Source organism: Thiocystis violacea (genome assembly GCF_016583565.1).
GTDB classification, from domain to species: Bacteria; Pseudomonadota; Gammaproteobacteria; order Chromatiales; family Chromatiaceae; genus Thiorhodococcus; species Thiorhodococcus violaceus_A.
Genome location: NZ_NRRF01000019.1, coordinates 42,789 through 56,073 on the forward strand (window position 1 = coordinate 42,789; position 13,285 = coordinate 56,073).

Here is a 13,285-nt window from a genome sequence, read left to right on the forward strand (position 1 = left end):
GGCTTTGTGACGAGCACGCAACATCTGCGACGGCCGCTGAAGCGTCAGGCGTCAGGGCCTCGGAAGGAGGATTTTAACCGAATGGAATCAATCGATGCGGCATCTTTGGGCGTTCGGTGGCGAGGTCCGCGTCGGGACCTGGAGCTGGGGCGATGGTCACGGCCAAGCGCGGTGGTCAACCGAGCATCTGCGCGGAACCGGGCCGGGCGAAGAAATAGCCCTGAAAGGTGCGACAACCATGCAGAACCAGGAAATCGCGCTGCTCTTGGGTCTCGACGCCCTCGGCGAGCAGCTCGAGGCCAAGGCCATGGATCAGCTCCATGAAGGCGTGGGCGATGACGTCTTCGTTCGGGTGTGCGAGGAGGCTGTCGATGAAGGCGGGGCCGATCTTGAGCTGGTCCAACGGCAGACGTCTGACGAAGACGAGCGAGCCATAGCCATTGCCGAAGTTGTCCAGGGCGAAGCGGACCCCGAGCGCCTTCAGGGTCATCATCTTCGCGCGGGTCTCCGCGAGCTCGCCCAGGATGAGCGACTCTGGGAGCTCGAGGACGAGCTTGCTCGGATCCGCGCCCGTGAGCCTCAAGGCTGACTCGACCGCCTGCACGAAGCCCGGATGGCGGAGCTCCTTCGGACTGATGTTGACCGAGAGCGACCAATCGCCCTTCCCTGCCTGTCCGTTCCAGGTCGCGAGCTGCCTGCAGGCGATCTCCAGAACGCATTGCGCCAGCAGCAAGATCTGTCCGGTGGACTCGGCCAACTCGATGATGTCGCCGGGAGCGACCCAGCCGTGTTCCGGGTGAAGCCACCTGACCAGGGCTTCCGCCCCGAGCAGCCGGTCTCTGTCGTCGAACTGGGCTTGATAGTGCAGCAGGAGCTGACCGCTCTCGATGCCCTGCTGCAAGTCATTTTCCAGACTGGCGCGCATGCTCAACGCCGACTGCATGGCCGGGTCGAAGACATGGAGCTTGTTGCGGCCGGCCGCTTTGGCCTGGTACATGGCCAGGTCGGCAAACCTCAGCAGGTCTTCGATGGTCTCGTCGCGTCCACCGAAGAGGATGACGCCAATACTGGCCGTGCTCAGGTGACTGTGAGCGCCGAGCTGATAGGGCTCATCGAGTCGGCCGCGGATCTTCTCGGCCACGATCCGTGCCAGGCTGGCGGCCTCCGTGGGACTGTCTCCAAGGTGCTGGAGCATGACGACGAACTCGTCCCCGCCGAGCCGGGCGACGGTATCGCCTTCACGGACGCTCTCGCTCAGACGCTTGGCGACCTGCTGCAGTAGCTGATCGCCGACCTCATGGCCCAGGGTGTCGTTGAGGGTCTTGAACTTGTCCAGATCGATGAAGAGCAAGGCGCCTCGCTGGGCATAACGCGCGGCGTTCGCCAGGTTCTGGTGCAAGCGGTCCATGAGCAGGCGGCGATTGGGCAGCTGGGTGAGCGGATCATAGTAGGCCAGATGGCGAATCTCGTTCTCGGCCGCCTTCCGCTGCGTGATGTCCGTATGGGTGCCCACGTAGTTGATGACGACCCCGTCACGGTCCTTGACCGCCGTGATGGTGAGCCACTCCGGGTAGATCTCGCCGTTCTTGCGGCGATTCCAGATCTCGCCCTGCCAGGCGCCGCTGCGCTGGATGTGCTCCCACATCGCCGCGTAGAAGTCCGCGTCATGATGGCCGGACTGCAGCATACGCGGCGTCTTGCCGACGACGTCCTCCGGCCGGTAGCCGGTGTTCTCGCAGAAGGCTTGGTTGACCCGCAGGATGACGCTGCGGGCGTCCGTCACCAGCATGCCCTCCCGCGCCTCGAAGACCGTCGCGGCGATCCGCAGCTCGCGATCGGTACGGATGCGCTCGCTGATGTCGATGCGCTCCTCGATCAGCGCCGCGAGTCGGCGCGCATGGGTTCTTGAGTCCAGCAGGAGCTTGGTCAGGGTGCTGAGCAGGAGGCTGAAGATAACCCCGAGAGCCGTCTTGAGGGTCAGCCCGAGTGGATTCGCCCATCCCGCGGCGGGCGTCACGCTCAGGACCCAGGTGTCGATGGGGGGCGTGAGCCGATGCTCGACGGGGTCGCTCAGGCGCTGCTCGGTCGAGGCCGCGATCACTTGTGTCTTCCGCGACTGGGGATCGATGCGCCACAGCTGGTAGTCGATCCCCTCCGCCGCGAGCTGCGCGAGCCGGGCCGGCACGAGCGCCTCGGGTAGGCGCAGCACGACGTTGACGAGCCCCCAGAAGTGCGTCTGTCGCGCATCGAGGAACACGGGCAGCCGCCCCACCATCCCAGACCCGCCCGAGATGAGGTCATAGGGACCAGCAAGGGTCAGACGGCCGCTGTCGCGGGCGATGACGGCCTCGTTTGCGCGCACTGGATCGGCGAAGAGGTCCAGGCCAATGACGGACTCATTGCCCCGCAGGGGCGAGGCATGACGCACGACCCCGCCGGGGGCCAGGTTCAGGGTAACCAGATCGGGATAGAAACGCCGAAGCGCCTCGGCGTAGGCCGCGAAGTCGGCCGGCGTGCCGCCTTGCTGTCGAACCAGGGCCGCAACGGCGTAGGCTGCATCCATGTCGGCCTCGATGTTGCGCTGGAGCGTCCCCGCATGGGCCGCGGCCAGTCGCTGCAGATCGGTCCTGACGATGCGCAGGCGCGCCTGCTCTGACTGCCAGACGATCGTCCCCGCCACGAGCGCGGAGAGCAGGAAGACGAGACCGGCGAGGATCCAGTGACCGCGGGGGCCGGATCCCCACCGCCTGGGATCTGGCACGGCAGGGGCGCTTGGCCTGGTCATCCGCGCGCCCCGGACCGCCCGCGCGCGGGAAGGATGTGGATGGCTCGGGGCGATGATCTCGAAGGCATCGGCGGCGGTTGCGTTCCGGTGAAGGCCAGGCATGGACCGAACCACGAAAGGGTGGCTGGTCGGCTGGGCGCCAATCGCGCGAGCCTTGCCCATCCGATGTGCTCGGCGCGGCCGGTCTATCGTCTCCCGGATATGACCGTCGTGGATCTTCAGTACGCAGCGTCGAGTGACCGACGCGACCTAGTTGCGCGTGCCAGCGACCCTTGGCAAGGCGACGCCGTCGAGTACCTGCATGGCCCCCACGCCAACCAGCCCGCCGATCAGCATGGCGAGGTAGAGCACGGCCAGTGGTTCCTCGAGCAGGACGAAACCGAGCAGACTCAGCCCCGTGACCAGCTCGATGAGTCCGCTACGCCAGCGCAGGCGGCTCGACCGAGTGGCATCGCGGCCCTTGGGCGTGCGCACGAATTCGGTCCGGTAGCCGAACAGGGCCTCCAGCCCGCCACGCGTATTGGAGAGCAGGAGTCCGCTGGTGCAGGCCAGGGCGCCGAAGACCTCGGCTGCCGTGCGACGCGCGCCCTCGCGCGTCCCGGCCATCGTCAGGAAGGCGATGGGTGCGGCAAACCCCAGCACCGAGGCGACGAGCGCCACGCGCGAGAGTGTTTCCCCGCCCACGGCGGTCCCGGTCATGAAGGGCAGTCCCAGGAGCAGGCAGGCGGCGCCGACCATGAAGGCCAGCGGCTGACCGATCTGAAAGCTGATCATGACCTTCTGCCACAGAGGCAGGCTGTCGCTGCGCCAGATCAGCGGCATCAGCTTGACGAAGCACTGCACGAAGCCCTTGGTCCAGCGGAACTGTTGCACTCGCCAGGCCCGCGCCGAGACCGGCAGCATGCCCGGCACGGTCAGATCCTTGAGGTAGCCGGAGCGCCAGCCGCGCAGCCGCGCGCGCAGGCTCAGATCCAGGTCCTCGGTGAGCGTGTCACCGTCCCAGCCGCCGGCGTCCGCGATGGCCGCGTGTCGCCAGAGACCGCAGGTGCCATTGAAGGGCACGGGCATCCCGAGCCGCCAGCGTGCCTCCTGCTCGACGCAGAAATGCGAGTCGAGCAATCTGGCCTGAACGCGCGTCAGCAGGCTCTCATCGCGGTTGATGTGGTCCCAGCGCCCCTGCACATAGGCCATGTCCGGCTGAGCGACCAAGGCCCCGACGGTCTTGCGCAGGAAGTCCGGCGGCGGCAGGAAATCCGCGTCGAAGATCGCCACGAAGGGCGCGTCGGAGCGCTCCAGTCCGGCCGCCAGCGCGCCGGCCTTGAAGGCCGTGCGCTGGACGCGGTGCAGCAGCTCGATCTGAACGCCCTCGCGGCGCAGCGCCGCCACCGCCCGCTGACTCATGGCGAGCGAGCCGTCGATGCTGTCGTCCAGCACCTGGATCTGCAGCCGGTCCCTCGGCCAGTCGAGTGCGAGGGTGGCCTCGAGGATGCGCTCTACCAGCTCGCCTTCGTTGAACAGCGGCAGCTGGACGAGCACCTGGGGTAGTTCCGCGTCGGCGAGCGCGGCGATTTTCATCGCTCGCCGCGGCATGAGCAGGCGCGCGAGCGTCAGGGTCAACAGATTCAAGGAAAAAAATGCCAAGATGACGAGGCCGAGTGTCAACAGGAGCACGACCGAGGGTTCTGCCGCAAGCATGGCTAGAGGTTCCGTCAGAGTTTTCAGGATTGCAGGGGCGGAGCGACAGAGTGGTGAGAGATGTCGGGCCTTTGATCCAGGTCCGACTGAGGCGAGGCGGGGCCTCGAAGGCTGATCGGGTGCCGCTCGGCGATGGTGTGCCAAGAATAGGGCCGCGCCGCGTCAACGGCAAGCCCCGCCCAAGGGTGCCAGGCGGCCGCGCGAGGCCGGCGGCTCAGTCTGGGGTCTGTTGCAGGATGCCGCCCCGCGCCGACAGCCGATCGACCGCGACCTGTCCATCGCCGCTGGCCAACGGCCCGCGCTGACCGCGGCTGAACACCCCGGCGGCCTGCGGCGGTCTTTCAGCGCGCCAGGGCGCTCCCCAAGCCGCGCGGATCACTCGCGGCCTCGACGCGCCCCTTGGCGAAATCCCAGTAAATGGCCTGCATGTTGCCGAACGGCCGTTCGAGCCGTTCCAGGCGATGACCCTTACGGGTCAACGCCTTCTGCTCGGCGGCGTCGAGCGCGCCCGGCTCCACCTCGATGCGGTCCGGCAGATATTGATGGTGAACGCGCGGGAGGGCGACCCAGTCGCCCACGGGCTGGCCCTCGACCGCGGCCAGAATGGCCCGCAGGACCATGGTGATGATGCGACTGCCGCCCGGTGTCCCGAGGATGGCGACACCCTGATCGGATTCGAGGAAGGTCGGCGACATACTGGAGAGCATGCGCTTTCCAGGCGCGATGGCGTTGGCCTCGCCACCGATCAGTCCGTAAGCGTTGGCGACGCCTGGCTGGGCGGAGAAATCGTCCATCTCGTCGTTCAACAGGACGCCGGTCCCCGGAGGGACGAACCCCGAGCCGAAGGGGTAATTGATGCTCAGGGTCGCGGCGACCCGATTCCCAGCGCGGTCGAGGACCGAGAAATGGGTGGTGTCCTGCCCTTCGGTCACGGGCTCCAGGCAGTCCGACCCGGTCTGGCGGCTCGCTGTCGCGTGCTCGGGATCGAAGTCGCGGATGAGCCCGGCGGCGTAGTTCGGGTCCGTCAGGCGTGCCAGCGGCATCTGGACCTGATCGGGATCGCCGAGATAGGCCGCGCGGTCGCGATAGGCTCGGCGCATCACCTCGACCAGGGCATGGGTGTTGCCGGCATCACTCGGCGCAACCGGGAGCGCGGCCAGCATGTTCAGCATCTCCACCAGCAAGACGCCACCGGACGAGGGCGGCGCGGCGCTGACCAACCGCCAGCCGCGGTAGGTGCCGCGGATCGGGACGCGCTCGACGACGCGATACTGGGCCAGGTCTTCCTGGGTCCAGATGCCACCCGCCTGGCGCACGCCGGCGACCAGTCGCTCGGCCACGGGACCCGCGTAAAAGCCCGCGCAGCCCTGCTCCGCCAGGCGTGTCAAGGTCGCCGCGAGATCGGGCTGGGCGAGGCTGTGACCGAGCGTCGGCACCTGGGCGTCGAACAGAAACTGCCGCGCCGCCGCCTCGGAGGCGCGCAACGCCTCGACTCTCAGCTCCGCCATGCGTCTGTAGTGGGGGTCGATGGGAAAACCGTCGCGGGCGATGCGAATCGCCGGCGCCAGCGTTTGCTTGAGCGGGAGGCGGCCGTAGTGCTCGGCGAGATGACAGAGGGCCGCCGGCATGCCGGGAATACCGGCCGCCAAGGGACCGTTCAGCGCAAGCGCGGGAACGAAGCGATCCTGGGCGTCCAGATACATGTCGCGACGGGCGGCCAATGGCGCGCGCTCGCGGCCGTCGAGCATGGTCTGGAAACCGTCGGAGGCGCGATGCAGCAGCCAGAAGCCGCCGCCACCGAAGCCGGAGCTGTAGGGCTCGACGACGGCAAGCACGGCACTGACGCTCACGGCCGCGTCGAAGGCATTGCCGCCCTGATCGAGGGCCGCGAAGCCGGCCTCGGTCGCCAGGGGATGCGCGGAGGCGATCGCCGCCTTGGGTGGGACCTCACCCAGTGCCCAGAGCGGGCCCGCGAGGGTCAGTAGACAACAGCAAAGGAGCCCCGCAATGGGGCTCCTTGGGGAACGACGCATCGGATTGCGAGCGTACTGAGGAGGCTTCAGCCTTCGGTGCCCGCGATGCGCTCGTACTTGGCGCGCAGCTCTTCCTCGGTCTCTTCGTTGTCGGGATCCTTGATGATGCAGTCGACCGGGCAGACCTCGACGCACTGCGAGGTCTCATAGTGGCCGACGCACTCGGTACAGAGCTTCGGATCGATCACGTAGGTCTCGTCGCCCTGCGAAATCGCGCCGTTGGGGCACTCGGGCTCACAGACATCGCAATTGATGCACTCGTCGGTGATGATCAATGCCATGGAATAACTCCTTCTGCTTGTTCAGTGATGTTGTGGGGACGGGCGGATGTTATCCAAACCACCCGGTCTTATCCAAATCTCGGGCCGTCATCCAAACCGCTCTCTCAATGCCGCTTGCACCACGGGCGTGACGAAGGCGGACACATCTCCCTTGAGACGGGCGATTTCCCTGACCAACGACGAGGAGATGTAGGCGTACTTCTCGGCCGGGGTGAGGAAAAGGGTTTCGATATCCGGTGCCATGTGTCGATTCATGCCCGCCAGCTGGAACTCATACTCGAAATCCGAGACGGCACGTAGGCCGCGCATGATAACGCACACACCCAGGTCGCGCGCGAAGCTCACCAGTAAGCCCTCGAATTGGATGACCTCCACGTTCGGCCAGTCGCCGACGCTCTCACGCACCAGGGCCACACGCTCTTGGATGGAGAAGAGGGGCGTCTTGCCGGTATCCGCGGCCACCGCAACCATGACGCGATCGAACAATCGGGAAGCCCGGTGGATCAGATCGACATGGCCCATGGTGATGGGGTCGAAGGTTCCGGGATAGACCACGCTTCGCAATCGCTGGATCCTCTTGAGAGCTGGGGCAAGGTCCACGCTTGCGCGCGGCTGTAGAGACCGGGAGCACCAGCCGCACTGCCGAGCCGCTGCCGGCGCGCACGATAGCACAAACCTGAGTCGGAAGCTGTGTCGAGGAGCCTTCCTCTCCGAGGATCAAGAGGCCAAGCGCAAACGTCTCCTAGGATCGGGGCGAGCAACGCGGCCGGCGCGGCGCCGGTTCCAATTCAAGGCTGTTCCGCCCTGGACATCACTGTCGTTCGGGGCTCCAGATCACCAAGCCGAGAGCAGGCGGGCGCTGATCGTCCGCGCGGCGCCGTAGGCCGCGATGCCCAGGGCGTCGGCGGCGAAGTCCAGCCAGGAGAATTCCCGAAAGGGGAGCTGATGCTGGACCAGCTCGATGAGCAGCCCATAGCCGAGCAGCCAGCCCCAGCGGGCCAGCGCGTAGCGGCGGCCCGACCAGCCCATGTCCGCAAGCCAGGCCATCACGGCGAAGGCCAGTAGATGATTGCCCTTGTCGTAGCTGAAGAGGACTGGCTCCTCCAGGGGCGCGAAGGCGAGGTAGGCGACCGCCAGGACGCAGGTTGCGAGCGCGATCCGGGAGAGCGACCGAAGGCTGTCAGGTGGCATCGAGTGGCGTGATCCCTGGTTCAGTCCTTGGCTCGATAGAGTGCGACCCGGGCGACGCCGAGATCCGCCTGGAAGGGCCGACCGATGGCGACCAGGCCCAGGCGCCGCAGCCGATCGACGCGCAAGGGCCGATCGATACGATGGGGCTCGAACGCCGCGAAGGGCAGGCGCAGGCAATGCCACTGGGGCTCGGCCAGAAAGCGCGCGCGGTAGGCCTGCCAGGGCAAACGGGTGTCGGCGCTCCGCAGGTGGGCGTTGTAGTGCTCGCCGTTGCCGAAGACCTCGATCTCGAGGCCGGCGAAGCCGGTTGCGTCCAGCGCGCCGTCGTCCGCGAGATCCAACGCGATCTGGACGAAGCCGCCGTTGTTCGCGGTGCTCACCTCGCCGTGCATCCGCTGGCAGGGTCGGCCTCCCAGCTCCGCGGCCAGGAGCCGACCTTGGGACAGGCCGCCCATGACCTGATCGGTGACCAGCCGCCAAGCCCTTCCGGACGTCACTGCCTCGTTCTCAACGGCGGAATACAGCTGCATGCGGGTCTCCTCTGGCTCGGCATCGATTGGAAAGACGCCAACGATGACGCATCTCTAGCCATCGCGCCATCGATCGACGGCGCTTGGCCGCCAGAGAGGAGGACTCCGCATGACAGCCGACCGCAACACCCAGGACAGCCCGCCAACCCTGCGCGTGCTCTACGACGGGGGCTGCCCCCTGTGCCGGCGCGAGATCGCGCTCTACCAACGCCTGCGGCCGCGCCGCCCCCTGGTCTGGATCGATATCCATGCGGATGCCGGCGCGCCCGGGCGTTTCGGCATCTCGCGTGAAGCCGCCATGGCCCGCTTTCACGTGCTCGACGGCGAGCAGATCCACACGGGCGCGGCGGCCTTTCTGCTGCTCTGGTCCGCGATGCCGGGCTGGCGTCATCTCGCCAGGCTCGTCCAGGCCCTGCGGCTCGACGGGGTGCTGGAGCGTGGCTATGTCTGGTTCGCCCGGCGGCGGCTCAGGCAACGGTGCACCGAGGACAGTTGCGGAATCTCCGCCTCGGGTGACGCGGGACGCGCATCCTCCTGAACGAGGCCAAGCGCGACGAACGCCCCCGTCGCCGTCTCGTTCGAGACACGACGCTCTCCAGAGAGGCGACTCCCCATCCCCTCGTCGCCGCTTGAGCCAGGCCGCTCGATCGGTGGGAGCGGCGCCCCGCCGCGATCGGGCGCAGCGCTCTCGCAATGGTCGCGGGCTCGACTGGCTTCACCAGCTCTGAAACGGATAGGAGCCTTCCCGAAACCCGCCTCAGACCGGCGCCCTCGGCGGCAGCCCCAAGGCATCCAAATAGACATCCGTGCTCGCCTCGATCTCATAGCGGCGTGCCGCCTCCTTGAGCTGGGCCGCGGGCAGGGGGGCGTCCAACGTCGTCCGCATCGCCGCCGCCAAGGCCGCGTCGTCACCGACCGCGACCAAGGGACCATGGCGCCCGGCCTCCAGGATCTCGCGCGGCCCGCTCGGGCAGTCCGTCGACACGACCGGCGTGCCCACGGCCAGCGCCTCGATCAGCACGAACCCCAGCCCCTCCCAGCGCGAGGTGAAGGCGAAGAGATCGGCGTGGGCCATGTAGGCGTAGGGATTCTCGACATAGCCCGGCAGCGCGACGTCCTCGGCCACCCCCAGGGCGCGCGCGAGCGCCAGCAGCCGATCTCGGGCGGCGCCTCGCCCGAGGATCATCAGCCGGCATGGACGCTCGGCGCGCAGCCGCGCAAAGGCGCGGATGAGCGTCTCGAAGTCCTTGCGCCCGCACAGCTCGCCGGCGCTCAGGATCAGCGGCTGCCCCGGCTGCCCGAACCAGGGATGGTCGGGGCGCGGCGGCTGCGCGGTCAGTAGATCCTCCGCGATGACGGGCGGCGGCACCACCCGGATGCGTTCACGCGCGAGTCCGGTGTAGTCCGCCATGTCGTCCGCCACACCTTCGCTCGCGACGATCACCTGGTCGGCGAAGGGATAGAGACGCCCCATGGAGTTGCGCTGGATCCAACGCTCCAGCGGCCCGCGTGTCGCCAGGTCGATCGAGATGGTCGTCCCGGAGCGCAGCACCAGGCGCGTGGGCACCCGCGCCAGGGCGCGCGCGAAGAGTGCGACGCGGTTGACGCGGTCCTTGTCGGAGAGCATGGCGGCCGGGCGTTCGCGCCTCAGATAGCGCGCGACCGCTGGCAGACAGGCAAAGGTGTGCCGCGACCCCAGGTCGACCACCCGCACGCCGTCCGGGATCTCGGGCAGATTCGGACCGTGTCGGCGCACCTTGAGCAGGTCCACCCGATAGCCCCGCCGAGCCAGCGCGGGAAGCAGGTGGCTGGCCGCGCGATCGACCCCGCTGTGTCCCGAGGTGGAAAAGAAGCAGGCGATGCGGGTCGCGTCGGTCCCCTTGGCGGCAAATGAAGTAGGCATGAGTCACTCGTGGATGGAAGCTCTTGGCCCGACCAAGCGGTCGTGCCCCCGTGGCATGGACACCCCGTGATCGCCAAGTTGTCGAACCCTGCGCATTTCACCCCATCCAGGTCGCCTAAGATAGCGTCGGAGCCCCGTGTGAGGCGAAGAGACGCGAGAGACCGGCATGAAACACTATTCCCTGATGCTGACCGGAGAGCTGCTGCCCGACGCGAGACGCCATGCCGCCGTGGCGGCACTCGCCGAGCTGCTGCGGCTGACGCTGCCCCAGGCGGACGCCACGCTCAACGGCAAGCCCAGGCCACTGAACGGAACCTTGACCTATGAGCGCGCGGCGGATGCCAAGCGCCGCTTCGAGGCGGCGGGGATCGGCTGCCAGATCCTGGAAGAGGCCCCGCGGCCGGTCCAGCCGTCGCCAGCTGCGGACGCCTTCGCGTCCCCGCCGGACTTGCGGGTCGAGACGACCAAGGTTCGCTGTCCGAAGTGCGATCACGAGCAGCCGCCAGGTGACACCTGTGCGCGCTGCGGCATCGTCTACGCCAAGTTCGAGCAGATGCAGCGCCGGTTCGCGCGGGCCGCGCCGGAGGAGGCTGCGCGGGAGAAGGCCGACTCCTTCCCCTATCGCGTGGCCAACCAACTCCTGCTGCTGCTCTTCCTCTCCAGCCTGGCGCTCGCCCTCTGGAGCCACTGGAAGAAGGACCAGCTACCGCCGCCCGACTTCTACGACCAGGCGCGGCTCGAAGAGCCGCGCCAGACTCCGACGGATACCGAGCCCTTCAAGATCCAGGCGAACGCGATCACCTACGACATCGAGCCCCTCTTCGACTACGCGCTGGACGGCGTGGTGGTCAGCCTGCACGACAGCGACGCCTTTTGGGACATCTACCACCGCAAGGACTGGAAGGACTTCATCAACATCCGCGACCTCTGCGTCGTCTGGGGCGACAACGTCGCGAGCGGCGTCTTCCGCGACATGCAGTACAAGAACACCACCTGGACCTGCTGGATCTCCACGGCCGACCCGGTCGCCGCCGAGCGCTTCGGCTGGAACCAGCTCAGCAACAACCATGTGCTTTCGCACGACGAATACATCCAGAAGGCCATCAAGTCGGCCGAAATCGGCGACCAGATCCACTTCAGCGGCAAGCTCGCACGCTACTCCCACGCCGGCGGCTTCCAGCGCGGCACCAGCACCACCCGCACGGACAGCGGCAACGGCGCCTGCGAGACCGTCTACATCGAAGACTTCCAGATCACCCGCAAGTCCAACACAGGCTGGCGGCTGACCTATCGACTGTCGTCGGCCCTGGCCGTGCTGGCCTTCATCGGGCTCGCAGTCATCTTCTTCGTCGCGCCCTACCGGCATCGCGAGTAGGTCTGGCGGAGCGGCCTGCGCGGAAGGCTTCGGTCGGCGCACCGGCCATGGTCTCGCATTGCCGGCCGAGATTGCCCAGAATGAAGCAAGTCTATCGAGTCGGAGACGCTGCAATGGGTGCCTAAGCGCAATCACGATCGACGCCGCAGGACTACCTGGAGTGGGAGCGGCAGCAGGAGACGCGCCGCAGTTCGAGGACACCAAGGTCGATACGCTGCTCAATCCCGGACTGATCATTGAGGTGCTGTCCCAATCCACCGAAAGCGACGATCGGGGCGCGAAGTTCGCCCACTACCGCAACCTCCCCTCGCTGAACCATTACCTGCTGGTCAGCCAGACCGAGTGCCGCGTCGAGCACTTCGCCCGCCAGACCGGCAACCGCTGGCTGTTGACCGAGTATCAAGCCCCGGACGACAGCATTCCATTGACCGACATGGATTGCAGCCTGCGGCTCGTCGACATCTACGAGCGCCTGTCGTTTCCCGCGCGGCCCGAGCCGACCCCCGGCGAGGTCGCGGAAGGGACGGCGGATCAGCCGAGATAGGCCGCCTTCCAGCCCGCGTAACGCTCCACCAAGCCTTGCAGCGCCATGGGCTCGTGCTCGCGCAGCCCGCTCAGGATCAGTGTCTTGGAGCCACGCCCGACCGGCTCGCCCCCGGCGCTGAGCGCGAAGCCCAAGCGCGCCTCGCCGCGCCGCCCCTTCACCTCCAGCGCGGTCGACTCCAGCACCACGTCCAGATCCGGGCAATCCAGCCGGTCGAGTTCGAACGACATCCGCTCATAGATCACCAGCGGCCGGTCCGGATTGATCATCACGCCATGCTCCTCCATGAGCGGCACCAGGATGTGCGGGAAGTTCTGACCCGAAAAGGCGACGTAGCGGCGCACCAGTGACTCGATCAACGCCAGGTCTTTGCTGACCTCCCCGCTCGACTCGACCTCAAGACAGGACTTGCCGTCCTCGGCCCCGACCGTCACCCCCGCGTCGCCCTCCGAAAAGGTCAGAGGGGCATCCGCCCCCACCATTCCCGTGAAGCGAAAGGCCATCCGGCTCGCCACCCCGAACCGCGTCAGCACCAGCGCGAACAGCAGATCGCCCGGCACGCAAAAGCGCGGATTCGCCGCGTCATGAATGGGATTGAAGTCACCCGCGACCTCCTTCGCGAAGGCACTGCCCTGCGCCGCGGAGACACGAACGGCGCCGCCGGCGGCCGTGTGGAAAGAATCGAGAAACATGGCTCATCGCTCCGAGAAATGGTGCGCCCGACGGGGTGGCATCGGGGCGGGGGAAGACATCGACCGCGCGCGAGGTCGGGTCGGCACAGCGTGCCCAGCCAACTCACGGGTCAATCGAAACACCCGGATTCTAACCGCACCTCAAAGCGAATGCGCCTGACCCGCCGCACACCAGATCATTCCAACGCCGAGAGTGCCTGCTCTCGCGGCATGCCGGCACACTGGGGGCGGCTAGAGGTCGGTCTTGTCGTAGACC

The 13,285-nt window shown here is 67.2% G+C and carries 12 protein-coding genes; 3 read left to right on the forward strand and 9 right to left on the reverse strand.

What is annotated here, in order from left to right:
- Nucleotides 1-175 precede the first annotated feature (175 nt).
- The 7 genes from CKO23_RS10070 to CKO23_RS10100 all read right to left on the reverse strand — a co-directional run bounded on the left by CKO23_RS10070 (nucleotide 176) and on the right by CKO23_RS10100 (nucleotide 8,515).
- Nucleotides 176-2,785 carry a bifunctional diguanylate cyclase/phosphodiesterase gene (locus tag CKO23_RS10070; RefSeq protein ID WP_200330616.1) on the reverse strand — a complete coding sequence of 870 codons (2,610 nt, stop codon included), beginning with the start codon at nucleotides 2,783-2,785 and terminating at the stop codon, nucleotides 176-178.
- A gap of 249 nt (nucleotides 2,786-3,034) precedes the next feature.
- Nucleotides 3,035-4,480, reverse strand: coding sequence for a glycosyltransferase (locus CKO23_RS10075; RefSeq protein ID WP_200330618.1), 1,446 nt, complete (start codon nucleotides 4,478-4,480; stop codon nucleotides 3,035-3,037).
- 341 nt (nucleotides 4,481-4,821) lie between these two features.
- Nucleotides 4,822-6,513 (reverse strand): gamma-glutamyltransferase, encoded by a 1,692-nt coding sequence (gene ggt, locus CKO23_RS10080; protein ID WP_200330620.1) that lies wholly within the window; start codon nucleotides 6,511-6,513, stop codon nucleotides 4,822-4,824.
- Between the two features lie 26 nt (nucleotides 6,514-6,539).
- Nucleotides 6,540-6,794 carry a YfhL family 4Fe-4S dicluster ferredoxin gene (locus CKO23_RS10085; protein WP_200330622.1) on the reverse strand — a complete coding sequence of 85 codons (255 nt, stop codon included), beginning with the start codon at nucleotides 6,792-6,794 and terminating at the stop codon, nucleotides 6,540-6,542.
- 87 nt (nucleotides 6,795-6,881) lie between these two features.
- Nucleotides 6,882-7,358 carry a pantetheine-phosphate adenylyltransferase gene (coaD, locus tag CKO23_RS10090; RefSeq protein ID WP_200330624.1) on the reverse strand — a complete coding sequence of 159 codons (477 nt, stop codon included), beginning with the start codon at nucleotides 7,356-7,358 and terminating at the stop codon, nucleotides 6,882-6,884.
- Nucleotides 7,359-7,628: 270 nt separating this feature from the next.
- Nucleotides 7,629-7,985 carry a VanZ family protein gene (locus CKO23_RS10095; RefSeq protein WP_200330626.1) on the reverse strand — a complete coding sequence of 119 codons (357 nt, stop codon included), beginning with the start codon at nucleotides 7,983-7,985 and terminating at the stop codon, nucleotides 7,629-7,631.
- A 20-nt stretch (nucleotides 7,986-8,005) separates the two neighbouring features.
- On the reverse strand, nucleotides 8,006-8,515 hold the full coding sequence (locus tag CKO23_RS10100; protein ID WP_200330628.1) for a CIA30 family protein: 510 nt from the start codon (nucleotides 8,513-8,515) through the stop codon (nucleotides 8,006-8,008).
- A gap of 109 nt (nucleotides 8,516-8,624) precedes the next feature.
- Between CKO23_RS10100 and CKO23_RS10105 the strand changes: the two genes are divergently transcribed.
- Complete coding sequence (locus CKO23_RS10105; protein ID WP_200330630.1) at nucleotides 8,625-9,053, forward strand: thiol-disulfide oxidoreductase DCC family protein; 429 nt, start codon at nucleotides 8,625-8,627, stop codon at nucleotides 9,051-9,053.
- A gap of 219 nt (nucleotides 9,054-9,272) precedes the next feature.
- Here CKO23_RS10105 and CKO23_RS10110 read toward each other — a convergent pair whose 3' ends face one another.
- Entirely contained in the window at nucleotides 9,273-10,418 is a 1,146-nt protein-coding gene (locus CKO23_RS10110) for a glycosyltransferase (protein WP_200330632.1), read from the reverse strand.
- 166 nt (nucleotides 10,419-10,584) lie between these two features.
- On the opposite strand from CKO23_RS10110, the gene CKO23_RS10115 reads away from it, so the two are divergent.
- Both CKO23_RS10115 and CKO23_RS10120 read left to right on the forward strand, forming a co-directional pair.
- Nucleotides 10,585-11,793 (forward strand): hypothetical protein, encoded by a 1,209-nt coding sequence (locus CKO23_RS10115; protein ID WP_200330634.1) that lies wholly within the window; start codon nucleotides 10,585-10,587, stop codon nucleotides 11,791-11,793.
- 160 nt (nucleotides 11,794-11,953) lie between these two features.
- Nucleotides 11,954-12,337 carry a Uma2 family endonuclease gene (locus CKO23_RS10120; protein WP_200330636.1) on the forward strand — a complete coding sequence of 128 codons (384 nt, stop codon included), beginning with the start codon at nucleotides 11,954-11,956 and terminating at the stop codon, nucleotides 12,335-12,337.
- Here the strand turns inward: CKO23_RS10120 and CKO23_RS10125 are convergent.
- Nucleotides 12,325-13,029, reverse strand: a complete 705-nt coding sequence (locus tag CKO23_RS10125) for a DUF3581 family protein (protein ID WP_200330638.1) — start codon at nucleotides 13,027-13,029, stop codon at nucleotides 12,325-12,327. The two genes, CKO23_RS10120 and CKO23_RS10125, sit on opposite strands and share 13 nt — an antisense overlap.
- Nucleotides 13,030-13,285: the final 256 nt, after the last annotated feature.